23 protein-coding genes are annotated in these 23,764 nt (G+C 64.2%); 6 read left to right on the top strand and 17 right to left on the bottom strand.

The window, feature by feature from the left end:
• Positions 1–133: 133 nt before the first annotated feature.
• Positions 134–1,564, bottom strand: a complete 1,431-nt coding sequence (der, locus tag LB523_RS05130) for a ribosome biogenesis GTPase Der (protein WP_224601275.1) — start codon at positions 1,562–1,564, stop codon at positions 134–136.
• Positions 1,565–1,570: 6 nt separating this feature from the next.
• Positions 1,571–2,236 (bottom strand): tetratricopeptide repeat protein, encoded by a 666-nt coding sequence (locus LB523_RS05125; protein ID WP_140845806.1) that lies wholly within the window; start codon positions 2,234–2,236, stop codon positions 1,571–1,573.
• Between the two features lie 202 nt (positions 2,237–2,438).
• Here LB523_RS05125 and LB523_RS05120 point away from each other — a divergent pair, with 202 nt between their 5' ends.
• The gene (locus tag LB523_RS05120; protein ID WP_224601272.1) at positions 2,439–3,443 is read left to right on the top strand and encodes a polysaccharide deacetylase family protein; all 1,005 of its coding nucleotides are present in this window, start codon (positions 2,439–2,441) and stop codon (positions 3,441–3,443) included.
• A 16-nt stretch (positions 3,444–3,459) separates the two neighbouring features.
• Here LB523_RS05120 and sbmA read toward each other — a convergent pair whose 3' ends face one another.
• The 3 genes from sbmA to LB523_RS05105 form a co-directional block, all read right to left on the bottom strand.
• Positions 3,460–4,737, bottom strand: a complete 1,278-nt coding sequence (gene sbmA / locus LB523_RS05115) for a peptide antibiotic transporter SbmA (RefSeq protein WP_095768730.1) — start codon at positions 4,735–4,737, stop codon at positions 3,460–3,462.
• Positions 4,738–4,859: 122 nt separating this feature from the next.
• A complete protein-coding gene (locus tag LB523_RS05110) occupies positions 4,860–6,017 on the bottom strand; it encodes a YbfB/YjiJ family MFS transporter (protein WP_224601270.1) in 1,158 nt (385 codons plus the stop codon).
• Positions 6,018–6,236: 219 nt separating this feature from the next.
• Positions 6,237–6,437 (bottom strand): hypothetical protein, encoded by a 201-nt coding sequence (locus LB523_RS05105; protein ID WP_224601268.1) that lies wholly within the window; start codon positions 6,435–6,437, stop codon positions 6,237–6,239.
• A gap of 97 nt (positions 6,438–6,534) precedes the next feature.
• Here LB523_RS05105 and LB523_RS05100 point away from each other — a divergent pair, with 97 nt between their 5' ends.
• The 3 genes from LB523_RS05100 to LB523_RS05090 all read left to right on the top strand — a co-directional run bounded on the left by LB523_RS05100 (position 6,535) and on the right by LB523_RS05090 (position 9,279).
• Complete coding sequence (locus tag LB523_RS05100; protein WP_224601265.1) at positions 6,535–7,449, top strand: LysR substrate-binding domain-containing protein; 915 nt, start codon at positions 6,535–6,537, stop codon at positions 7,447–7,449.
• A 125-nt stretch (positions 7,450–7,574) separates the two neighbouring features.
• A complete protein-coding gene (locus LB523_RS05095; protein ID WP_224601263.1) occupies positions 7,575–8,831 on the top strand; it encodes an aminopeptidase in 1,257 nt (418 codons plus the stop codon).
• 97 nt (positions 8,832–8,928) lie between these two features.
• Positions 8,929–9,279 (top strand): DUF488 domain-containing protein, encoded by a 351-nt coding sequence (locus LB523_RS05090; protein ID WP_224601260.1) that lies wholly within the window; start codon positions 8,929–8,931, stop codon positions 9,277–9,279.
• A 205-nt stretch (positions 9,280–9,484) separates the two neighbouring features.
• On the opposite strand, the gene LB523_RS05085 is transcribed toward LB523_RS05090, so the two are convergent.
• Positions 9,485–9,838, bottom strand: a complete 354-nt coding sequence (locus tag LB523_RS05085) for an ArsC family reductase (RefSeq protein WP_224601258.1) — start codon at positions 9,836–9,838, stop codon at positions 9,485–9,487.
• A 231-nt stretch (positions 9,839–10,069) separates the two neighbouring features.
• Positions 10,070–10,423, bottom strand: a complete 354-nt coding sequence (locus LB523_RS05080) for a nuclear transport factor 2 family protein (RefSeq protein ID WP_224601256.1) — start codon at positions 10,421–10,423, stop codon at positions 10,070–10,072.
• 309 nt (positions 10,424–10,732) lie between these two features.
• Here LB523_RS05080 and LB523_RS05075 point away from each other — a divergent pair, with 309 nt between their 5' ends.
• Positions 10,733–11,437 carry an SOS response-associated peptidase gene (locus LB523_RS05075; RefSeq protein ID WP_224601254.1) on the top strand — a complete coding sequence of 235 codons (705 nt, stop codon included), beginning with the start codon at positions 10,733–10,735 and terminating at the stop codon, positions 11,435–11,437.
• 43 nt (positions 11,438–11,480) lie between these two features.
• Here the strand turns inward: LB523_RS05075 and LB523_RS05070 are convergent, their stop codons facing one another.
• The 8 genes from LB523_RS05070 to LB523_RS05035 form a co-directional block, all read right to left on the bottom strand.
• On the bottom strand, positions 11,481–12,401 hold the full coding sequence (locus LB523_RS05070) for a PIN domain-containing protein (RefSeq protein ID WP_318011938.1): 921 nt from the start codon (positions 12,399–12,401) through the stop codon (positions 11,481–11,483).
• 653 nt (positions 12,402–13,054) lie between these two features.
• The gene (locus LB523_RS05065) at positions 13,055–14,032 is read right to left on the bottom strand and encodes a 2-dehydropantoate 2-reductase (protein WP_224601250.1); all 978 of its coding nucleotides are present in this window, start codon (positions 14,030–14,032) and stop codon (positions 13,055–13,057) included.
• Positions 14,032–15,561 (bottom strand): acyl--CoA ligase, encoded by a 1,530-nt coding sequence (locus LB523_RS05060; RefSeq protein ID WP_224601248.1) that lies wholly within the window; start codon positions 15,559–15,561, stop codon positions 14,032–14,034. The genes LB523_RS05065 and LB523_RS05060 overlap by 1 nt, the downstream gene beginning before the upstream one ends.
• Positions 15,562–15,606: 45 nt before the next feature.
• The gene (ggt, locus tag LB523_RS05055; protein ID WP_224601246.1) at positions 15,607–17,193 is read right to left on the bottom strand and encodes a gamma-glutamyltransferase; all 1,587 of its coding nucleotides are present in this window, start codon (positions 17,191–17,193) and stop codon (positions 15,607–15,609) included.
• A 21-nt stretch (positions 17,194–17,214) separates the two neighbouring features.
• Positions 17,215–18,015, bottom strand: a complete 801-nt coding sequence (locus LB523_RS05050) for an ABC transporter permease (protein WP_224601245.1) — start codon at positions 18,013–18,015, stop codon at positions 17,215–17,217.
• Positions 18,012–18,935, bottom strand: coding sequence for an ABC transporter permease (locus tag LB523_RS05045; protein ID WP_224601243.1), 924 nt, complete (start codon positions 18,933–18,935; stop codon positions 18,012–18,014). Before LB523_RS05045 ends, LB523_RS05050 begins: the two co-directional genes overlap by 4 nt.
• Positions 18,932–20,011, bottom strand: a complete 1,080-nt coding sequence (locus LB523_RS05040; RefSeq protein WP_224601785.1) for an ABC transporter ATP-binding protein — start codon at positions 20,009–20,011, stop codon at positions 18,932–18,934. The genes LB523_RS05045 and LB523_RS05040 overlap by 4 nt, the downstream gene beginning before the upstream one ends.
• A gap of 77 nt (positions 20,012–20,088) precedes the next feature.
• A complete protein-coding gene (locus LB523_RS05035) occupies positions 20,089–21,129 on the bottom strand; it encodes an ABC transporter substrate-binding protein (protein WP_224601241.1) in 1,041 nt (346 codons plus the stop codon).
• A 227-nt stretch (positions 21,130–21,356) separates the two neighbouring features.
• Here LB523_RS05035 and LB523_RS05030 point away from each other — a divergent pair, with 227 nt between their 5' ends.
• Positions 21,357–22,055, top strand: coding sequence for a GntR family transcriptional regulator (locus LB523_RS05030; RefSeq protein WP_224546828.1), 699 nt, complete (start codon positions 21,357–21,359; stop codon positions 22,053–22,055).
• A gap of 16 nt (positions 22,056–22,071) precedes the next feature.
• On the opposite strand, the gene LB523_RS05025 is transcribed toward LB523_RS05030, so the two are convergent.
• A complete protein-coding gene (locus LB523_RS05025; protein ID WP_224601239.1) occupies positions 22,072–23,157 on the bottom strand; it encodes an ABC transporter ATP-binding protein in 1,086 nt (361 codons plus the stop codon).
• On the bottom strand, positions 23,147–23,755 hold the full coding sequence (locus LB523_RS05020) for a cupin domain-containing protein (protein ID WP_224601237.1): 609 nt from the start codon (positions 23,753–23,755) through the stop codon (positions 23,147–23,149). The genes LB523_RS05025 and LB523_RS05020 overlap by 11 nt, the downstream gene beginning before the upstream one ends.
• Positions 23,756–23,764: the final 9 nt, after the last annotated feature.

The raw sequence follows: 23,764 nt of genomic DNA, 5'->3' as shown, positions 1-23,764 counted from the left end.
TGCAGCGGAGCAGAATTCTGAACCGTCGCGGCGCTTCTAAGTCACGGAATGGATCCTCGGGTCTATGCGCGTCGCTTCGCTCCTTGCTTCGCCCGTGGATGACGAGGGATCAGCGTCGGCGCTTTCCCAGAAGTCACCGCTTCTTCGCCCTGCCCGCAAACGGATTGTCCGAGGTGCGCAGCGCCATGCGGATCGGCACGCCTGGCATGTCGAAGGCCTCGCGCAGGCTGTTGGTCAAATAGCGGACGTAGGATTGCGGCATGGCGTCCGGGCGCGAGCAGGAGACGACGAAGCCCGGCGGGCGGGTTTTTGCCTGCGTGACGTATTTGATCTTCAGCCGGCGGCCGGCGACGGCGGGCGGCGGGTGATGCGCGAGGATGCCTTCCAGCCAGCGGTTGAGCTTGCCGGTGGAGACACGGCTGTTCCAGACCTTGTGCGTCTTGATGACGCTTTCCATCAGCCGGTCGAGGCCGCGCCCGGTCTCGGCCGAGACCGTCACCGCCTGGATGCCGCGCACCTGCGGCAGGAGCCGCTCGGTCTTTTCGCGCAGCTCGGCCAGCAGCTCCTGCGGATTGTCGATCAGGTCCCATTTGTTGAAGGCGATCACCGGCGCCCTGCCCTCGCGGATGATGAGGTCGGCGATTTGTAGATCCTGCTTCTCGAACGGGATGGTGGCGTCGAGCATGATGACGACGATCTCGGCGAAGCGGATGGCGCGCAGGCCATCCTGCACCGAGAGCACTTCCAGCTTTTCATGGATCCTGGATTTGCGGCGCATGCCGGCCGTGTCGAACAGCTTTATCCTGCGGCCACGCCAGTCCCAGTCGACCGAGATCGAATCGCGGGTAATGCCGGCTTCCGGACCGGTGAGCAGCCGCTCCTCGCCGATCAGCGCATTGATCAGCGTCGACTTGCCGGCGTTCGGGCGGCCGACGACGGCGATGCGCAGCGGCTTGGTGTCGTCATAGGGCGCTTCAGCATCCGGGTCGGCGATGTCCTGGCCGATCAGAACCTCGCTGGCGGCGATCTCGCCGGCTTCGTCTTCCTCATCCTCGCCGAAAGCGCGTTCCTGGCCGAGCGCTTCAATCACCGCATCGCGCAGATCCGGCATGCCCTGGCCGTGCTCGGCCGAGATCGGGATCGGCTCGCCGAGGCCGAGTTCCCAGGCTTCCAGCATGCCGCCTTGAGCGCCACGCGCCTCTGCCTTGTTGGCGACGAGCACCACCGGCTTGCCCGATTTGCGCACCACCTCAGCGAAGGTGCGGTCGTCGGGCATCAGGCCCGACTTGGCATCGACGGTGAAGAAGATGAGGTCGGCCTCTCGAATGGCGATCTCGGTCTGCTGGCGCATGCGGCCGGGCAGCGTCGAAGCCGCCGCGTCCTCGAAGCCGGCGGTGTCGATGACATCGAAATGAAGATCGTAGAGTTTTGCCGCATGGACGCGGCGGTCGCGCGTTACACCAGGCGTGTCGTCGACAAGCGCCAGCTTCTTTCCGACCAGCCGATTGAAAAGAGTCGATTTGCCGACGTTAGGCCGGCCGATGATGGCGACTTTGAAGCCCATCCAGGATCACGACACGTTGCCCGACCCGCGGATCAACTCGGACATCAGCTGCGCGCGCTGGCGCACATTGCGCGGGGCGGCTTCATCCGAAGAGATCTGGTCGAACAGTTTGAGCGCGTCCGCCGACTTGCCGTCCTTCCAGGCGGCAAGGCCGAGCGCCTCGCGCGCCGAATGGCGCAGCGGATTGGTGTCGGCGGTAAGCGCCTCGATGCGGCTGGAGACATCGGCGTAGGAGCCGTGGTCGACGAGCAGGAGCGCCGCCCTCAGCCGCGCGATATCGCGAATGCCGGCGGGAATGGCGCTGTCGGCGGCGACCTCGTCGAAATCCTTGACCGCGCCGTCGACGTCGCCCTTGTTGGCCTTGACCGTCGCGGCGCGCATGCGGGCGAGCAGCGGATAGGCGCCGTAGCCGTCCTTCTCCAGCTGGTCGAGCGCGGCGATCGCCTCGTCGTTCTTGCCATCATTGGCGAGCTTGAGGGCCGCCGAGAAGGCGTCGCCCGAGCGGTTGGCGCGGGTTTCGTCCCAATAGCGGTAGCCGACGACAGCGGCGGTGCCGAGCACGATCAGGATGGCAAGACCGAGAATGGCCGGGCCGAAACGGTCCCATAGCTTCTGCGCCTGCTCGCGACGAATCTCTTCGTTGACTTCGCGGATAAAACTGTCGTCCGACATCAATCAAAACCATTGCGGCCCCAGGACGGGGCGCTTCTTGAGCCCGCGTTTTAGCGAAATTTCGTCGGCATGGAAGGGGGCGGACCGGAAAATCGGCTGAGAATGCCGGGCGCCCACAGTCCATACCTGAACGCAACCGCGCCACATTTGCGCGATAGCCGGCTTCCGATCGGCCGGAGACGTCCCCGCCAGAAGGTTGTCAATGCTTCGTTCGTACCGCGTCCTTGCGATCAGTCTTGCCTCGCTCGCCTCAGCCAATGCCGCCTTCGCCGATCCGCCGAAATCGCCAACCGTTTCGCCGGCCAAGCAGGTCGTGCTGATCTCTTTCGACGCCGCCCGCGATATCTCGCAATGGCAGCGCAGCCGGGCGCTGGCAAAGCGCACGGGCGCGCATTTCACCTATTTCCTGTCCTGCGTCTTCCTGCTCTCTCCCGAGACGCGGCTGCACTATGCCGGCCCCGGCAAGGCCGCCGGCAAATCCAATGTCGGCTTCGGCGCCTCAAAGCAGGATGTGGCCGACCGGCTTGAGCAGGTCCGGCTGGCCGCGGCCGAGGGCCACGACATCGGCAGCCATGCCTGCGGCCATTTCGACGGCAAGGCCTGGAGCAAGGCCGACTGGCTGGCCGAATTCACCTCCGCGCGGCGCATTTTCGAGAACGCCTATGCGATCAACGGCATGCAGGAGCCAGCCGGCTGGCGCGATTTCGCCCGCCATACCGTAACCGGTTTTCGCGCGCCCTATCTGTCCACCGGCAAGGCGCTTTACGAAGCGCTGCCCGAGGCCGGCTTTGAATACGACGCGAGCGGCGTCTCGAGCGGCCCGGTCGTGCCGCCAACCCTGAATGGCACAACCCGCTTCGCCCTGCCGCTTGTCCCGGAGGGACCGAAGGCGAAGCCGGTCGTCGCCATGGATTACAATCTTTATGTCCGCCACTCGGGCGGCACCGAAAAGCCGGCCGAGGCGGACGCATTCACCGAGCGCGCCTACCACGCGTTCCGCGCCGCTTTCGAGGCTCAGTACAACGGCAAGCGCCTGCCGCTGGAGCTCGGCTTCCACTTCACCCTGATGAATAACGGCGCGTACTGGAACGCGCTGGAGCGCTTCGCCGGCGAGGTCTGTGTGAAAGCGGATGTAGAGTGCATCAGTTTCCGCGACTATCTCGCGCGCCAGCGGCCCGGGCAGGCACAGGCGACCGTGGGCGGCTAACTGGACCGGCCGCGCTTTAGCCTGCCGGCTGATCTTCGGGACGCATGCCAGCTTGCTCGCGCTCTAGATAGTGCTGATCGATAATCGGCAGTTGCTCGCCCTGCAGCGTCGCTTCGAAGGCTCGCAAACGTTTGTGCACCGACTGCAGTTCAACAATCGTCGACCACGAATTCAGTAGGAATTGAAGCGAATTCGTCACCTTGCCGAATGCGTTCGATATCTGATTCAGGGCGCCGAACGTGATCTTATGCGCAACCAGCGAGGGCCCAAGGATGAGCAACGAAAAAATGTTGTCGGCCTGCAGGTAGGTGTAACGAACGACGTTGAAATAGATGTAGTGGAAATAGAGCTTGAAATAATTGCGGCGGACATTGGCGAATAATTGTGTCGTCGTCGCCGGCTGCGCCCGATCGGGATGATCCTCGCCGTAGACAAGTTCCTTGCGATAGGCTGCCTCGACACGCTGGTTGCGGAACTGCAGGCCCGGCAGCTTGAGACCCGCCACCATGACGGAAATCGTTCCGAACAGACACCAGCCCAATGCGGCAACGACCAGCGGCTGCGGGACCGTGCCGATGATCGGCAATTCGGTGATGTGGGCCTGCAGTTGAATCAAGACCGGCAGAAAGGCGATCAATGTCATGATCGACTGAACGAAAGTCGAGCCGAGATCTTCCATGATCTGCGAGAAGCGCATCGTGTCTTCCTGGATACGCTGCGAGGCGCCCTCGATGTGGCGCAGCCGGCCCCAGTTGGCCATGAAGTAATCGTTCATCGCGGTGCGCCAGCGGAAGATCCAATGGCTGACGATGAAGGCGTTGACCACCTGCACGTTCATGCCGACCAGCGCGAGCCAGGAGAAATCGGCCAACCCCTTGTAGAATTCGATGTCGGTCGAGGCCGTCGTTCCCGACATCAAGCCCTGAACATAATCGAAGAACGGGCCATACCAGTTGTTGACCGCAACCGAGACCTGAACGTTGAAGTAGATGAAGAACAGGATGACCGCAGTCATCAGGATCGACCAGTTCTGCCACGGGTGCGGGGCGTACCAGCTCCAGAAGGCGTAGAAGATCGCCACGCAGGCCACGAAGTACATGTAGAACCACAGAAACGGCTTCGACCACAGCACCGCGATGCCGATGATCGGCGGCGAACCGGCCGCCACGGGCGGCAGGCCGAAGACGGCGCCCAACTGCTCGCCGCCGAAGAACCAGAACAGGATCGCGGCAAGGCTCCAGACGGCGGCCGAGGTGAAGAAAAGCTTCGGCTGCGGGAAGAAGGATACGAACACTGTGGCGGGTTTCCTCGGTCTGACCGCAAATCAGCGGCGTTGCAGTTCGGCGGGCATAAAGTCACACATTAGGGGGAAAGAAAATGCCCGTGCCCGACGCCCGGCATCGAACAAACCGCAAATCATGGCGATTTTGGCGCAGCCGACCAAGCAATGACGCCGGAGGCGAGCAGCGCCGACGCTGCCATGATCGAAGCAAGCACGTAATTGCCCGAAGCCTGGGCGAGCAGGCCGGCGGCGATCGGGCCGACGATCTGGCCAAGGCCGAAGGCCGCCGTCATCACCGCGAAGATGCGGCGCGGCGCCCGCGGCGCGAGCTGCCTGCCCATCTGTAGGCCCAGCGCCGTGATGGCGATGAAGGTGCCGCCGAGCAGGACGCCGGCGATCAGCGGTCCGGCGGCGCCCTTGACGACGACGCTGGCGGTGACGCCGACCACCTCGACCAGGCAACTCGCGGCATAAGTGGCATAGAGCCCTATCCGGCCGGCGAGCTTCTGCCACGCCCAAGTCGAGGGAAAGCCAGCGAGGCCGGCAACCATCCAGACAGTCGCCTCGAAGACGCGCCCGCCGCCGCCCTGGCGGACGATGGCGACCAGGAAAGTGGCGGTCACCACGTAGCCGAAGCCGAACAGCCCATAGGCGACGATCAACTTCACCAGGGACCCGTCCTTCGGCAGCGCCGGCTCGCGCCCGTCGGTGACATTGGCCGGCGTGGTCGAGCCGGCGAGCAGTGCGACGACGAGCAGGCCGACGGTCGAAAGCGCCCCCGACCAGAGCCAGCCCGCGGCCCAATCCGCATGTTCGGAGACGAGGACCGCCAGCAGCGCCGAGGATGCGGCAATGCCTAGTCCGACGCCGCCGAAATGCAGCGCCTGCAAATCGCCGCGGCCGGCCTCTGCCAGATGGCTGAAGACGATCGAGGCCATGAACACCATGACGAAGGCACTAGCGAGGCCGGCGAGGAAGCGGATGACGAGAAAGGCGGGCATCGTCTCGTTGAACCCCATGAGGGCCGCGAGCACGGCGCTGGCGGCGAGGCCGGCGAACATCAGCATGCGCTCGCGGCCATGCGCCCAGCCACCGGCCGCGGCAAGCGCGCCGATGAGGTAGCCGACATAATTGGCGGAAGCGATCCAGCCGGCATCGGCCGGCGTCAGGCCAAGTCCCTCCATCATGCCCGGCAGGATCGGCGTGTAGACGAAGCGGCCGATGCCCATGGCGACCGCGAGCGCGACCATGCCGGCGAGAGCAAGCCGCAAGGGAGATGGCGTGGCGTTCATTGCGGCGCACAATAATTGCATGTGCAGGTGAAACAATGCGCTTGCGTTGGGCCAGGTGCACGTCCCCTCACCCAGCCTCCGCTTCGCTCGGCTGACCTCTCCCCGGTGGGGAGAGGAGCCTGTCGGCGCTGGCCATCTCTTCTCCCGAAGGGAGAAGGTGGCCGCGAAGCGGCCGGATGAGGGGAGCACCGCCGAAAAGGCCAAAAACTTAGCGGCAACTTAGCGGCCAGCTGCACCCATCGTTTCATATGCGGTGCGGCGGGCCGTCAGCCGGAAGGGCATGTCGCCGAGCTCGCGCTCCGACATGGTGTCGAGCACCGGATGCGACAGCGGATCGATGATCCAGCGCGCGATCTCACCGTCCTCGGGCGGCCTCGCCTCGGTGCCGCAAAGCCCTTTCAGAAAAGATAAAATCTTCATGGGGCCACCTCATGGCTCAAGGCTGTTCCAGGTAAATTCTGCCGTTTCCTGTCGGGTTTCAATTGAGACTTCGGTCCGTTCACTTTAGAAAAACTGGATGGCTATGCTGAACCGCGTCCATCTCAACGGCCTGCGCGCCGTGGAAACCGTCGCCCGCCTGGGATCGCTGGCGGGCGCGGCCGCGGAGTTGAACGTCTCGGTCAGCGCCGTCAGCCAGCAGGTCAAGCGCACGGAAAAACAGCTGGGACAGGCGCTGTTCGAACGCACGCCGGGCGGGCTCGTGCCGACGGAATTCGGCGTCGTCTTCACGACGCGGCTCAGCGCCGGCTTCCGCGAGCTTGCGCAAGCCGTGGCGCTGGCCGACGAGGCCAACGAGTGCACGCTGGTCGTCTCGGTGGCGCCGGCTTTCGCCTCGAAATGGCTGCTGCCCCGGCTGTCGCGGCATTTCGCGCGACACCCGAATGTGCTGTTGCGCATCGACGCCTCGGCCAAGGTCGCCGATCTCGACCGGTCCGACATCGATATCGCCATCCGGCTTGGCGATGGCAAATGGCCGGGCGGGCGCGCCGAGCTCCTGCTTGCCCAGGAAGTGTTTCCGGTCTGCGCGCCCTCGATCGCGGCCAGGCTGAAGTCGATCGGCGATCTGGCGCAGACCTGCGCCATCACCGACGAGCGGGCGATGTTCAGTTGGGACGGCTGGTTCGAGGCGGCCGGCGTCGAGCCGGTCACCTTCCAGAAAGGCGCGCGTTTCACCGATCCGATGCTTTGCCTGGAATCGGCGATCGCCGGCCATGGCGTGATGCTCGCCTGGCAGCTGCTCACCGCCGACGCGCTGGCCGACGGCCGGCTGGTCGCGCCCTTCGGAATCAGGGCCGAGAGCGGGCTGGGTTACTGGCTGGTGACCTCGGCCACCAAGAGCGAAAGCCGCAAGGTGCGCGACTTCAAGGCCTGGATCCGCGAGGAGATCGAGGCGACCATGGCGCAGTTCCGGGCGCTGGACAGCGCCGCCTAATCGCTCCGCACTTTTCAATGCCGCGGTTCGTCCTGCTTGAGAGCAGGCCCAGTCGATCGCGGTGGAAAGGTCAATCGCAGCGGTCTATGTAAGGATGAGAACCCCAACAAATAGCAGGCAGGATCATGACCACACATTCGCGCGGCGTTTCGGCAAGCATCGACCCGGTGAAGCTCGACCGGCTGGCGGAAGTCGCCGTCAAGGTCGGGCTGCAGCTGCAGCCCGGTCAGGACCTGGTGCTGACCTCCTCGATCGCGGCACTGCCGCTGACCCGCCGCATCGTCGAGCACGCCTATAAGGCCGGCGCCGGGCTGGTGACGGCCATCTTCAACGACGACGAGATCACGCTGGCGCGTTTTCGCTATGGGGCGGACGCCGGCTTCGATCGCGCCGCCGGCTGGCTCTATGAAGGCATGGCGAAGGCGTTCTCCAACAATGCGGCGCGGCTCGCCGTGCGCGGCGAGGATCCGTCGCTGCTCTCGTCGCAGGATCCGGCCAAGGTGGCGCGCGCCAACAAGGCCAACTCGATGGCCTACCAGCCGGCGCTGGAGAAGATCACCGGCTTCGACATCAACTGGAACATCGTCGCCTATCCCGATCTTGCCTGGGCAAAACAGGTGTTTCCGGGTGAGCCGGACGACGTCGCGGTGGTGAAGCTTGCCGACGCCATCTTCTCGGCCTCGCGGGTCGACGTCGAGGACCCGATCGGCAATTGGAAGGCGCATAACGCCGCCTTGGCCGAGCGCACGAAGTGGCTCAACGAGCACCGTTTCCACGCGCTGCATTTCACCGGGCCGGGCACCGACCTGACCGTCGGGCTGGCGGATGGCCATGAATGGATGGGCGGCGCTTCGACGGCGAAGAACGGCATCACCTGCAACCCGAACATTCCGACCGAGGAGGTCTTCACCACGCCGCATGCGAGGCGCGTCGAGGGCCATGTCTCCTCGACCAAGCCGCTCTCCTACCAGGGCACGCTGATCGACGACATCTCGGTGCGCTTCGAGGGTGGGCGGATCGTCGAGGCCAAGGCCTCGAAGGGCGAGGACGTGCTGCAGAAGGTGCTGGACACCGATGAAGGCGCGCGGCGTCTCGGCGAGGTAGCGCTGGTGCCGCATTCCTCGCCGATCGCGAAGAGCGGGCTGTTGTTCTTCAACACGCTGTTCGACGAGAACGCCGCCTGCCATATCGCACTCGGGCAGTGCTATTCGAAATGCTTCGTCAACGGCGCGTCGCTCAGCCAGGACGAGATCGCGGAGCGCGGCGGCAACAAGAGCTTCATCCACATCGACTGGATGATCGGCTCCGACAAGATCGACATTGACGGCGTGGCCAAGGATGGCGGCCGCGTGCCGGTGATGCGCAAGGGCGAGTGGGCGTAACGGTATTTTGTTGGCGCAATTTCGGACGGACGGCTACGGCGAAGTCGCCGAGCCCAACCGCTGCAAACTTTGCCGGGGCTTGGCAAAGGAGGCATAAGTGGCCTTCGACATTGCGGTGAAGCGTGTCTATGAGCCGCCGGCGAAAGCCGACGGCCAGCGGGTGCTGGTCGACCGGATCTGGCCGCGCGGCGTCAGCAAGAAGGACGCCGAACTGACGCTTTGGCTGAAGGACATCGCGCCGAGCGACGCGCTGCGCAAATGGTTCGGGCACGAGCCGGATCGCTGGCCGGAGTTTCAGAAGCGGTATCGGGCCGAGCTCGAAGCCAATAGCGACGCGGTAGCGCAGCTGCGTAGCCTGCTTCGCGAAGGCAAGGTGACGTTGCTCTACGGCGCACATGACGAAGCGAACAACAATGCGGTGGCGCTGGCGGCGTACCTAAAGGCGTAAACGTTGAGATGCTGGCGGGACAGCGCCCCCCTCTGTCCTGCCGGACATCTCCCCCTCTTGGGGGGAGATTGGCAGCTCCGGCGCTCCGCTAATTCTTGCAAGGTTGATTGGCGAAGGCCGGCGTGACGGCTGACCTCCCCCCTTGAGGGGGAGATGTCCGGCAGGACAGAGAGGGGGCGAAGGAACTCGACGTAAGTGGTCGTGCCTACTTCCCGCCCACCGCCTCCTCATAAACATCCGGCTTGAAGCCAACGATAACGTCATTCCCCACCTCCAGCACCGGCCGCTTGATCATCGTCGGCTTGGCGAGCATCAGCTTCTTCGCCTTCTTCTCGTCCAGCCCCGTCTTGTCCGCTTCCGGCAGCTCGCGAAAGGTCGTGCTGCCCTTGTTGAGCAGCTTTTGCCAGCCGACCTTGCCGATCCAACCGCTGAGCCTGTCGGCCTCGATCCCCTCTGCCCGGTAGTCATGAAAGCGATACGGCACGTCATGGCTCTCCAGCCAGACGCGCGCCTTCTTGATCGTGTCGCAAGTGGTGATGCCATATATGGTGATGGTCAAGGCAGCCTCTGTCGGATGAGATTTTCGAATCCGGCAGAAGCCTAGGCCGGCCCCACAAGCTTTGCCAGCGCTTCGCGCCGGTGCGATTTTGCGGGGAACGGTTGCCGACCAGCTTGTGGACTATCTGACGATTTGCGAAGCAGACATGGCGGCCTAGATGTCATCCGGCCGCCATTCCCGATCTTTCAAATCATGCTGCGAAAGGCGTGCGCAGCCGAATGCCGGCAAGCCTCAATAATAGAAACGCTCTTCGGTGATCTTGCCGTTCTTGACGGTGTAGAGGCCAACCTCATCCATTTTGACGCGCTCGCCCGTCGATTTGGGCGTCACGTCGAAGCTGAAGCGCAAGGCGAACTGGTCACCATTGACATAGGGACCCTCGATCGAGCCGCCGTGGACCTCATGGTTGGCTTCCCACCAAGCACCCTTCTCCTTGACGGCTTCCTTGCCGTTGCAAACGGCCATCGGCCCTTCCATCGCCTCGTAGCTGACGATGTCGTCGGCATTGTATTTCGCGGCAGCGCCGTGGCTGTCGCCCCGCTTGAGGAGCTCGGTGAAATCTTTGGCAATTTCGGCAGTGGTCATGATTTCCTCCCAGTTTGGACCAGACATCAGGTAGGTATCGATCGTTCGCCTGCCACCGACAGCCGGCTCCGCAGGTGACAAATCGTGTCAGGATGGTGAGGCTTGCGCCATCGAAGGCCAACGATCCAGTTCCCGCCAGCGCCTTGCAAGCCATTGGGCCATGGTGCTCGGCTAGTTGGCCGGACACTTGGGACCCCAACAGAAGACCTTAGACAGACTCGAGATGCAGGCATGTTCGACCGACCAGTACAGGTCCGTCGGCCATTTTTTGTTTCTGGATTACGAGTGATCGCTGGGGCATCCTAGGGCATGTGCAACCTCTACAACATCACCACCAGCCAGGACGCCATCCGGGAGTGGACCCGCGCAATGCGGGACATCATGGGGAACCTTGAGCCCTCGCTGGATGTCTACCCTAACATGCCCGGGGCCGTGGTCCGCAACGCCCCTGATGGCCAGCGGGAGCTTGCCAAGCTGCTCTGGGGGATGCCTACGCCGGCCGACCGGGTGAAGGGCAAGGCGGATTACGGTACCACCAACATTCGCAATCCACAGTACAGCCATTGGCAGCAATACGTTGGCGTCGAGAACCGCTGTGTGGTGGCCGTCACGAGCTTTGCGGAGCCGAGCCCGAAGCCCAACGACAAGGACCCCGAGACGGGGATTCAACGGAACTATTGGTTTGCCCGAAGCGAGGACCGGCCTCTGTTCTTCTTCGCGGGCATGTGGACGCGCTGGCAGGGTGTCCGTAGGTTAAAGGACGGACCGGGAGACTTCGAGCTTTACGGCTTCCTCACGACCAAACCCAACGCCCTCATCGCCCCTATCCACGAGAAGGCGATGCCGGTGATCCTCACCACACAGGAGGAGGTGGAGATCTGGCTCACTGCACCATGGACCGAAGCTCGGCACATGCAGCGGACAGCGCCGGACGATGCCTTGGTGGTTGTTGAGAAGCCGGCCACCCAGATCAAGTTTCCCCAGCAATCTCCGGTGCAGGGCTCATTGTTCTAGATGGTGGGATGTGCCCCGAGCGCACCTCTGAAAATCCCAAGCCTCACGTGTCGAGCATATCCCAATCGTCGCCTAGAACCCAGCGTAGCGCTGAGAGCTTCCCATTGATCATGCCCCATTCAAAGTCGTCCCAGGGACCGAGATTCTGAATTCCGACCTCCTGCTCGGTCCGATTAGCGGCCTCGCGTGCAAGCTTCCAAGTGCCTTGGGTAATTAGCGTCTGGCGGCGGCGTGGCTCCGCAGCCGACCACTCTGCACCAGAAACGATTTTCGTATTTCCGCGCTCGACACTGATGCGCAGGTTCTGGTGCCTGTTGTACCAGACCTGCCTGTAGAGCAGATGTTCGGCCTCGCGAATTTCAGAGAACCCTCGAACCTGGGTGGCCCCATATAGCTGAAGGTCGTAGTTCGCCAGCAAGTCCTGGTCTAGGTCGTTAAGCACGTCCGCCAGCGAAATCCAGAATGTCGAGCGACCGCCGTCGAACAGCGGCAGCAAATCGGCATGTGGTTGGCGGTGGTCGCCCGCTTCCTCACTAAAATCGGCCTTGTTGTGTGTGACGAAGGCAAACTCGTCGTCCCAAGCAGCGACCGGAGCCATCTGCTCAGCATAGGTCTCGATGATGATGGCATCTCCGATGCTGTTCTTAGAGCGGTGGCAGGGAGCCGACCCATGGAGGGCGCGATCAGCCGCGCGGGCCTTGACCGACTCCGTTGCCGGGATCGGCTCTGCTGCCTGGAGCATCCGCTCGATACGCTCAAAGGATTCGTTCACGGCCTCGCCTTTGTAGACCGCCGCGTGATCCACCTCGTTCAAGGCTTTGATGGTCGGACCGATGTCCTTCTCGCTTCCGAAACGTCGCACAGCGTCCCTGACGAGGCTGAAATGGGATTGAAGACTTCGTTTCGCATCGACGGCAACCCTCTCCTTGTTCCGAGCGAACTCGTCTAGGACCGTCTGAGGCACGATTAGTCCAAAGTCAGGGTGGTTGAGGAGGTCCTCCAGGGCAGCGACAACCGGCTGGTTTGATAGTCCTTCGCCAGGTCTAGCCACACGCAGGTGTCAACGAGAATGCGGAGCATCGATGCTTCCTTTCGGCAGTGTTCTTAGCCGATAGCCGAGGTGTCCGGGAGCTGCTACCCTTGCCCTTGTGGCCTGCTTTACAACAACCCAGCCTATGCTGCTATTCATCGCTCCACATCACCCGCCGCACCATACGCACCCCCACAAGCCGCCTCACGCGTATCTTTACGCCTTGCACCGCGCTTGGCAGAAGAATGTCCACATCGAACTCCCGCCGCTTGCAGCGCTCGCACCGCATATGCCGCTCGACATCCCAGAACGGAATGTCCCCCATAAGCTTGAGGAGGTCTCCTGGGAGGTAGTAGCGCGTAATGTTGCAGTTGATGCAGCGGACGCGAATTAACTGCCCAATGTCATGGGCACGGCTTAGCGTCTGGACGACACGTCGGGTTCGGCTGCTGGGCTCCGGCATGCATTAGGAAATAGGAAAATGTTCCCAGAGGAGTCAATTCGGCCAGACCCTTTGTTCTATTTTTGTTCATGTGGCAGTTAGAGCTATCGGAGTGAAGCGGCGGATTTTCAGGACCGGCGTTCCTCTAGTAACACCCGCGCTCGATCGCCAGCCGCCGTACCAGCGCCAGCACGGTGTCGATGATCGGCGTCGGCTGGCCGGTCAGGCGGCCGAGCTCCTGCACAGCGGTGACCAGCGCGTCGATCTCCATCGGGCGGCCGCGCTCGAGGTCCTGCAGCATAGAGGTCTTGTGCTCGCCGACATCGCCGGCGCCCTTGATGCGCCGGTCGACGGGAATAAGGAAGCGCACGCCGAGCTTCTCCCCGATCGCCTGCGCCTCCAGCATCATGGCGCGGGCGACGGCGCGCGTGGCTTCATCGCCGACGATTGCCGCAAGCGTGGCGCCGGTCAGCGCCGAGATGGGGTTGAAGGAGAGGTTACCCCAAAGCTTCACCCAGATCTCCGAGCGGATGTCCTCGCGCACCGGCGCCTGCAGCCCGGCCTTGACCATTTCGTGGGCAAGCGCGGTTGCCCGCTCGCTCTTCTCACCGGAAGGCTCGCCCAGCGAAAAGCGCGTGCCTTCGACATGGCGGATCAGGCCCGGCGCATCGACCTCGACAGCGGGATAGACGACGGAGCCGATGACGCGCTCGGGCCTGATGCGCTGCCAGATCGCGCCGCCTGGATCGACCGCGTCCAGCCGCGTGCCTTCGAGAGCGCCGCCCGCCTTGTGGAAATACCACCAGGGCACGCCGTTCTGCATGGTGACGACGGCTGTCCCCTCGCCCAATAGTGGCGCGATCTCGTCCAGCGCCGGCTCCAGCGAATGCGCCTTCAGCGCCAGCACGACATAGTCCTGCACGCCGAGTTCCTCGGCGCGTGCCGCCGCCCTCACCTGCGCCACGGTTTCCTCGCCGTCCTCGATCAGGCGAAGGCCGCCGGCCTTGATCGCTTCCAGATGCGCGCCGCGCGCCACGATGGACAGATCGACAGAACCGGCGATCGCCAGCTTCGCGGCGAGGTAGCCGCCGATCGCGCCGGCGCCAAAGACCGTAACGCGCATCAGCCGAGCCCGAGCTTGGCCGCCAGCCCGATGCGCTGCAGCTTGCCCGTCGCGCCCTTCGGGATCTCGTCGAGGATCACCACCTTGCGCGGCACCTTGAAGTCGGCGAGCCGGGTCGATGCAAAGCCACGGATATCGGCCTCGCTGGCGCTCTCGCCTTCGCGCAGCACGACGGCCGCCGCCACCTCTTCGCCCAGCTTGTCATGCGGCATGGCGAAGGTGACGACCTGCGCCACCGCCGGATGATCCATCAAGACGTCGTCGACCTCGAGCGGCGATATCTTCTCGCCGCCGCGGTTGATGATCTCCTTCAGCCGGCCGGTGACGCGCAGATAGCTGTCCTCGTCGAGCACGCCCTGGTCGCCGGTGTGGAACCAGCCATGGGCGAAGGCGCTGGCATTGGCATCCGGGTTCTTCTCGTAGCCTGCCGTGACGTTCGGTCCGCGAATGACGATCTCGCCGACCTCTCCGGGTTTGAGCAGGCGCCCGTCCGGCGCCATGACGGCGACTTCCGGTCCGGCCGACGCGCCGACGCTGCCGGGCTTGCGCAGGCCGGGCGGCAAACGGTTGGACGCCATCTGATGCGCGGCCTCCGTCATGCCGTAAGCCTCGATCACCGGGCAGCCGAAGGTCTTCTCCAACTCGGCCATCACTTGCGCCGGCAATGACGCCGACGACGAGCGGATGAAGCGCAGCTTCGCCTCGGCAAGCTGCTCGGGATTGCGGGCGGCGCGCGGCAGGATCGCCTGATGCATGGTGGGCACGGCGGTGTACCAGCTTGGCTTGGCCTCAGAGAGCCACTGGAAGAAACGCAGCGCGCTGAAGCCCGGCGTGCAGAAGACGCTGCCGCCGGCGGCGAGCGAGGACAGCACCGCGGCGATCAGCCCATGGATGTGGAACAGCGGCATGATGTTGAGGCAGCGGTCGGCCGGTGTCAGGCCGAGCGTCGCGCCGATATGTGCCGCCGACGCGGCGAGGTTGGCGTGGCTGAGCGGCACCAGTTTCGGACGCGACGTCGTGCCGGAAGTGTGGAGCAGCAGCGCGACATCGCTTTCCGCGGCGAAGCCAGACGAGACCGGCGATCCAACCGGCTCACCCTCGATCGTGAAGGTTCCAGACGGCGCGCCCTCCGGCACCAGCAGCCGCAGCACCGGGATACCGAGGCGCTCGGCGACTTCGACCGAGGGGCCTGCCTCCTCCTTGCGGACGAGGATCGCCTTGACGCCGATATCGCTGAGATAAAAATCGAGCTCGTCGGCCCGGTAGGCCGGATTGAGCGGCGCGGTCGACGCGGCGGCGGCCACGGCGATGAAGGCCGTCGCCATTTCCGGACCGTTCGGCAGCACGATGGCGATGCGATCGCCGCGGCCGATGTCGAGCGCGTTCAAGCGCGCCACGGTATCGCGGATCAGGCGGCGCAGCCCGCCATGCGAGAGTGCCGTCCGTTCGGGCGCGGCGATGGCCGGCGCGTCGTCGGCGCCGGGTGCAAGACGATGGGCAAGATCGGTGGCGTTTTCGCTGTTCGTCATGGTTCCAGACTATGTTTCGAACGATCGGCTTATGTCCAGCGCTGCTCAATATCCGAGCGCCAGGCCGTCCTTGCGCGGATCGGACGCGCCGGTCAGCGTGCCCTTTTCCCAGTCGATCAGCACCGCCTGCCCGCCGCCCAGCGGATGGTCGGGCTCCACAATACGATGTCCAAGCCGGCGCAGGCCTTCGATCGTCTCGGCGCGCACGCTTCGCTCGGCCTCGACGACGTCGTGATTATAGAAGACGCGGGCCGCGTCGATCGCCTGCTGCGGGTCCATGCCGAAGTCGATCATGTTGGTCAAAAGATGTACGTGGCCGAAGGGCTGATAGCCGCCACCCATGACGCCGAAAGGCATGAGGGCGCGGCCATCCTTCGTCATCATGCCCGGCATGATCGTGTGCATCGGCCGCTTGCCGGGCGCTATCACATTCGGGTGCTTCGGATCGAGGCGGAAGCTCGAGCCACGGTTCTGCAGCACGACTCCGGTCTTCGGGCCGACAACGCCGCTGCCGAACGAATAATAGGTCGAGTTGATGAAGCTCACCGCGTTGCGGTCGCGGTCGACGACGCTGATATGGACCGTGTCGCTGCCCGGAAGATCGAGACGCGGCAGATGGGTCATGGCGCGCTCGGGATCGATCGCGGCGCGCAGGCTGTCGGCATAGGCGCCGCAAAGCAGCGCCTTGACCGGCACATCGACTTGATCCTGATCGGCGAAAAATGCATCGCGATCCTGATAGGCGAGCCGGCCCGCCTCGATCTCGAGGTGCAGGCGCGCGGCGCCGTCGGGATCGAGCTTGCCCAGTTCGAAGCCCGAGAGCACGTTCAGCATCAGAAGCGCGGTCAGGCCCTGATTGTTGGGCGGCATCTGGTGGATGTCATAGCCGCGATAAGAGGTGCTGATCGCGGTCCGGTAATCGCCCTTGGTGGCGGCGAAATCGTCGAGCGTATGCAGGCCGCCGAGCGCGCGAAGCCGCCCGACCAGATCGTCCGCGACCTCGCCTTCATAGAAACCGGCGCGACCTTTCCTGGCGATGATGCGCAGCGTCTCCGCCAGCTCCGGCTGGCGATGAACATCGCCGGCCTTCGGCGGCTTGCCGCCCGGCAAAAAGATGCGCATCGCCACCTCGTCGGCCGTCAGGTCGGTCTCGGGATCCTCCCAGTCGAAGGCGACGCGGTCGTGCACGACATAGCCTTCTTCCGCATAACGGATGGCCGGAGCGAGCGCGTCGGCCAAACCCTTGCGGCCATGATCCTCAAGCAGCCGACACCAGGCGTCGACGGCGCCTGGGATGGTGACCGCGTGCGGACCCTGCTTCGGAAGCTCGCTGAACCCCTTGTCCAGATACCAGTCGACCGTCGCGGCCTTTGGCGCACGGCCCGAGCCGTTGAAGGCAAGCACGTTCCCGTCGCCCTTCGGGCAATAGAGGACAAAACAGTCGCCGCCGATGCCGGTCGATTGCGGCTCGACCACGGCCTGCACCGCGGCCGCGCAAACCGCGGCGTCCATGGCGTTGCCGCCGGAGCGCAGCATGTCCATGGCCGCAAGCGTAGCGAGCGGATGCGAGGTCGCGGCCATCGCCTCGGTGGCGCGGACCGGGGAGCGGCCGGGAAACTGGAAATCACGCATGCGGGTCTGGGTATCCCTGTATCAACGTCCGCGGCCGAAAAGCTGGGCAGCGGACAACAAGACGATCGATAGCACGATCAGGCAAGTCGAAATGGCGGCGATCGTCGGATCGATCTGATCGCGCAGCGCATTGAACATGCGCCGCGTCAGCGTCGTGGTCTCGCCGCCGGAGATGAACAGCGACACCACCACCTCGTCGAAGGAGGTGATGAAGGCAAACAGCGCGCCGGAGACGATCGAGAAGCGTATCTGCGGCATCGTCACCTGGAAGAAGGCCGAGAAGCGGCCGGCCCCGAGGCTGCGCGCCACCATCTCCTGGTTCATGTCGTAGGACCGCAGCCCCGAAAGGACTGTCAGCACGACCAGCGGCAGCGCCTGCACTGTGTGCGCGATGACCAAGCCGGTCAGTGTGTTGTTGAGGCCGATGCGGGCATAGAGGAAAAAGGTGCCAATGCCGATCAGGATGACAGGGATGATCAGCGATGCCGTGAGCAGCGCGTTGATCGCGCCGGTCAGCCGCAGTGTGCGGGCGTTGATGGCGTAGGCGGCGGCGGTGCCGAGCAGCGTTGCGACGATCGCCGTCATCACGGCAACCTTGACCGATACGACGGTGGCGTCGCGCCATTCGACCGAGCCGAAATAGCTTTCATACCAGCGCAGCGACCATTCCTGCGGCGGGAACTCTAAGAGCGACGAGCCGGAAAAGGACATGATGACGATGATCACCGACGGGGCGATCAGGAACAGCATGACAAGGCCGCCGAGCGCGTAGAGCCACAGGCGTTGCCGATGCGAGATGGGCAGGGCATTTTCCATACTCATCGCTCGCTCCACACACCGGTGGCGCGGGTGCCGAGCAGCCAGTGGAAGAGGCCAAGCAGCGCCAGCGTGACGGCGAGCAGCACGACGCCGAGGGCGGCGCCCGCGCCCCAATTGGAATAGAGGCTGGTGGTCTGCTCCATGCGCATCGCCCACATGATGACCTTGCCGCCGCCCATCAGCGCCGGGGTGACGAAGAAGCCGAGGCACAGCACGAAGACGATGACCACGCCCGAGGCCAGGCCGGGCAGCGACAGCGGGAAGAAGACCTGCCAGAAGGTGGCGGCCGGGCTGGCGCCGAGATTCATGCCGGCGCGCAAGCAGTCGACGTCGATGGTCTTCATCGAGGCGTAGAGCGGCAGCACCAGGAAGGGCAGCATGATATGGGTCATGCCGATGACGACGCCGGCGAAATTGTTGGCGAGTGGCAGCGGCTGGCCAATGACGCCGAGATCCATCAGCCATGTGTTGACCAGCCCCTTGCGCTGCAGGATGACGAGCCAGGCATAGGTGCGCACCAGCACCGAGGTCCAGAACGGCAGGATGACGAAGATCAGGCAGACCCCGGCGGCGCGGCGCGGCAGTTGCGACAGCATATAGGCCAGCGGATAGCCGAAGAGCACGCAGGCGCCGGAGACGACGAAGGCCACCTTGAAGGTGGTGACGAAGGTCTTGATGTAGGAGGCCTGCTCGAAAAAGCGCGCATAATTGGCGGCGCTGAGCTGACCGCTCTCGTCGAACAGCGAAAGCCAGAACAGCCAGCCGATCGGTATGATGATCACGGCGAAGACCAGAAGCAGTCCGGGCGACAAAAGCGCGAGCAGGCCCCGCGCTTCCCGCCGCGCGTCGGCGCGCAAGGCGTCGGTATTGAGCGCCCCATCGGGCCGTCCGGCGTGGTCGAGGCTGGCGGATGCGAGGCTCATTGGTCGGCCACCAGCACGACGTCCTGCGCATCGATGCCGAGCGTTATCGGCTCGCCCGGCGCCGGCAGTCTCGCCAGCACGTCGGAGCGGCAATAGTCGCGCAAAATCACCTGCCGGCCGTCCTTGAGCGTCGCATAGCAGACGAAGCTGTCGCCCTGGTAGATGACGTCGCCGACCGTTGCCGGCAGTGCATTGATGTCGCCGGTCTGTTCGCCAGCGATCAGGCGCAGCTTCTCCGGCCGCACCACCATCAGGTGCCGGCCCGAGGACGGCATTGGATCCTTCATGCGCAGCTTGTTGCCTTCATGCCAGACGCCGCCATTGCGGCATTCAACCGGAATGAAGCTGGATTCGCCGATGAAGCCGGCAACGAACTTCGTTTTCGGCCTGGCGTAGAGGATCTCGGGCTGATCGATCTGCTCGATGCGTCCGGCATTCATGACAGCGACGCGGTCCGACATGGTGATCGCCTCACGCTGGTCGTGCGTGACGTAGACCGTCGTCATGCCGAGCCGGCGATGCAGGTTGCGCAGCTCGATCTGCATATGCTCGCGCAGGCTCTTGTCGAGCGCGGACAGCGGCTCGTCCATCAGGACGATGCGCGGCTCGAAGACGATGGCGCGGGCCAACGCCACGCGCTGGCGTTGGCCGCCGGAGAGCTGGTCGACACGGCGCTCGCCGAGACCTTTCAGCTGCACGAGGTCCAGCGCCCGCTCGACGCGTTCTGCCGTTTCAGCCGCCGGCACGCGCCGCTGCTTCAACGGAAAGGCGATGTTGTGGAAGACGTTCATATGCGGGAACAGCGCATAGTTCTGGAACACCATTCCGATGTTGCGCTTGTGCGGCGGCATGGTGATGATCTCCTCGCCGCCGACCTTGATGGAGCCGGCACTGGCCCGCACGAAGCCGGCCAGGATCATCAACAGCGTCGTCTTCCCGGAGCCGGACGGCCCGAGCAGCGTCAGGAATTCGCCCGCGGCGACATCGAGGCTGAGATCGCTGAGGATGGAGACAGCACCGAAGCGCTTGTCGATGCCGCTGATGCCGATGGGAAGCGCGGACTGCGCGAGAGACAAGAGCATCTCCTTCAACTCCGGATCATTTTTCGCGAAACGATGCGGAGCGGCGCCTCGTGGACGCCGCTCCGATGTCGTTACTGCTGGATCAGGTTGTTGAACTTCTCGGTCGCCTCGACGAGGGTATCGCGCCAGAAGGCGGGATCCTGCAGCACCTGTTTCTTGACGTTCTCCGGCGCGGAATTGATGTCCTTGATGCGCTCGGGCGGAATCTTGCCGGTCTCGAAGGCCTTCTCGTTGGCCGGGCCATTGTCGACATAGAGCGGCAGGTTGGCCTGGAGGTCGGGGCTGACGAACTTGGCCAGCGCCTTCATGGCGACGTCCTTGTTCTTCGAGCCCTTCGGGATGACCATGCAGTCGGCGGTGAGCACGCCCTGATCGAAGGAGAAGCTGACCGGCGCGCCTTGCTTCTTCAGCGTGCCGGCGCGGCCGTTCCAGATGCTCGCCATGTCGACCTCGCCGTCCTTCACGAGCTGCATGGCTTGCGCGCCGGAGGTCCACCAGGCATCGATATGGCCCTTGACCTTGTCGACGGATTGCAGCGCGCCGTCGATGTCGACCGGATAGACCTTGTCGATCGGAATGCCCTTGGCTAAAGCGGCGACGCTCAGCGTCTCCGTCGCCTGGCTGCCGGAGAGCGCGCGGCGCCCAGGGAATTTCTCGACATTCCAGAAATCGGCCCAGGTCTTCGGACCTTTGTCGCCGAAAACATCGGTGCGATAGATCAAAACCACCGACGTGTAGGAAATGCCGACCCAATCATCGTGGACAAGCTTCGGGTTGATGCCGCTCTTGTCGATAACGTTGTAGTCGAGCTTCTCGAACAGGCCTTCCTTGGAGCCGCGCGCGCATTCGTCGGCGCCGAGTTCGGTGATGTCCCATTTGACGGCATTGCCGGTGACCTGCAGCCGCACGTCGTCGAGGCCGTTGGTGGTGTCCTGCTTGATGGTGATGCCGAGTTCCTTGGCCGTCGGATCGAAGAACGCCTTGGTCTGCGCTTCCTGATAAGTACCGCCCCACGAGGCGACGGTGATGGTGTCGGCGGCCGAGGCCGGAACGGCGACCGTAGCCAGCAGGCCGGCGACGACCAAGCCGTGAATACAGAGTCTCTTCGTCATTTTCGCTTCTCCAACCGGTGTTCCCGTTATCGTTGATTTGGTATGCGAATTTGTATACAATTTTGAGTGTAATTCGCTGGAAGCCGATGTCAACATGGGACATCGGGTTTTTGGTGGTGGAAAAGCAGGACGGTTCGGAGCGGCGGCTCGCCCCGAAACGGTCTGTTCAAGCAGGCGCTAAAAGGCACTAAACTGTGATTCCAGACTGACCGTTGGAGGCGGAACGCTTGAAGGAGAGAAAGAACACGCTGCGCGACTCGGTGTTCGAGAAGCTCAAGGCGTTGATCATCACCGGCCAGATTCCGCCGGGCGGCCGCGTGACGGAAAACGAAATCGCCGAGCGGCTGAAGGTGAGCCGCACGCCGGTGCGCGAGGCCTTCAACCGGCTGGAGCGCGACGGGCTGGTGATCGGGCGCCCGCGCCAGGGCTATGTCGTGGCCGAATTCAACCTGACCATGTTCCGCGAGGCTTTCGACATCCGCGAATTGCTCGACGGGCGCGCGACCGAACTGGCGGCGGCCAACGCCACCGCCGCCGACAAGGCGCGGCTGCGCGAGATGCTCGCCGAATGCGAGCGGCTGGCGGCGATCCCGGATCGCAGCACGCGGGAGAAATTCGAGGAGCTCCAGGTCGGCATCGACCTGCACCGGGTGATCGCCGAAATCAGCGGCAATGAGATGCTGCATGGCATGCTTTGCGGCATCCTCGACAAATGCCAGCAATATGTGTGGACCGAGCTTCTGTGGCTGGACGAATGGAAGCTCACCCGCGAGGAACATGCCGGCATCGTCGACGCGATCTGCGCCGGCGATGTCGCCTTGGCCGGCGAGCGCGCCCGCGCGCATGTGCGCGGCTCGCGCGAGAACATCCTGCGCCTGCTGCAGGCCAAGTCCGACTATCAGGGATTCTTCGCCAAGGCGTCTTGAGCCTAGGTCCGTTCCATCAGCTGGAAAGCATGGGGCAGTTGGCGCCCCGCCGCAGACTGACATGCGCCACGTCGCCGACTCCGAACTGAGCGCCGTCGGCGCGGCGCGGCGCGTCGATGACGATCGGAGTCCCCTGCCCTAGCTCTACATGCAGGCGCAGCGTGCGGCCGTGGAAGACGACGCCGCTGACCCGCGCGGGCGCGGTGCCTTCGCCGGCTTCACCAGCAACCAGGAGATCTTCCGGGCGCACGCCGATGGTGCGCGTGTCGCCGGCGGCCGGCGTCTCGCCGCTGTCGGACGTCGCCTCCAGCAGCAAGTCGCCGGCGGCAAAGCGCAGGCGCTCGCCGTCGCGGCGGACAAAGCGCGACTGCAACAGGTTCATCGTGCCGATGAAAGAGGCGACGAAACGCGTTGCCGGACGATCGTAGAGCGTGGCCGGCGGCGCGATCTGCTCGATGCGGCCCTTATTCATGACGACGATGCGGTCGGAGATCGACAACGCCTCGGTCTGGTCGTGCGTGACCATGACGAAAGTGGTGCCCAGCCGCGACTGCAGCCGCTTCAGCTCGACCTGCATCTGCTCGCGCAGATGCGCGTCGAGCGCCGACAGCGGCTCGTCGAGCAAAAGCACACGCGGCTCGCAGACGATGGCGCGGGCTAAGGCGACGCGCTGGCGCTGGCCGCCGGAGAGTTCGGAGACGCGGGCGCGCAGCTTGTCGGCAAGGCCTACTATGTCGAGCGCCTCGCGGACCCGCTTGGCCTGCTCGGCGCCGGTGAGTTTGCGCAGCGACAGGCCGAAGCCGACATTGGCGGCGACATCCATATGCGGGAACAGCGCGTAGTCCTGGAAGACCGTGTTGACCGGCCGGTCGAAGGGCCGCAGGCCGGTGATGTCGCGGCCGTCGAGCAGCACATCGCCGCTGGTCGGGCTCTCGAAGCCGGCGATGACGCGCAAGCTCGTCGTCTTACCGCAACCGGAAGGGCCGAGAAGGGTCAGGAACTCGCCGGGAGCGATGTCGAGATCGACATTATCAAGCCCGACAATGCCGCCAGGAAACACTTTTGAGATTTTCTGCAGCCGTACGAGCGCGTCAGGCGCCATCGCGCACCTCGGACGGCTTTGTCGTGTTGACCCAGAGGATCTGGCAGCGCTCCGCGCCGGGATTGCGGAAGGCATGCAGAAGGGTGCTCTTGAAGGCGAAGCTGTCGCCGGCCTTGAGCACATAGGTGCTGGCGTCCACCACCAGCTCGACCTCGCCCGCCATGACGAAGCCGAATTCGTGGCCGGCATGGGCGTAAGCTTCCGCCGTGCCGCCGCCGGCCTCGACCGTGACCAGCATGCCGGTCAGCGTCGCGGCGGGCGGCGACAGCAGCGCCTTGGCGATGCCTTCGGATTTCACCGGAATCTGCCGTCGCTTGTCGGCGCGCACGCAATAGAGATCATTGACCGCTTCGCTGCCGTCGGCGATCAGCGCCGACGGCTCGATGTCGAGCGCGGCGGCGAGCGGCCAGATCACCTTGACGCGCAGCGAGGACATGCCGCGCTCGATCTGGCTGAGCGCGCCGATGGAGATGCCGGCCTTGGCCGCGAGCTCGGCCAGCGACAGCTTGCGCTCGAGCCTGAGCGCTCGCACGCGCCGGCCGACGCGGATGTCGGCATCGTCTTTCGGCTTTGCCGCCGCTTCGTCAAGAATGTCCATGCGTTGGTC

Origin of the sequence: Mesorhizobium sp. ESP-6-4, assembly GCF_020164735.1 — a bacterium.
Lineage (GTDB): Bacteria > Pseudomonadota > Alphaproteobacteria > Rhizobiales > Rhizobiaceae > Mesorhizobium.
Note: the sequence above shows the minus strand (reverse complement) of the source record. Positions and strands in the feature narration are given on the sequence as shown.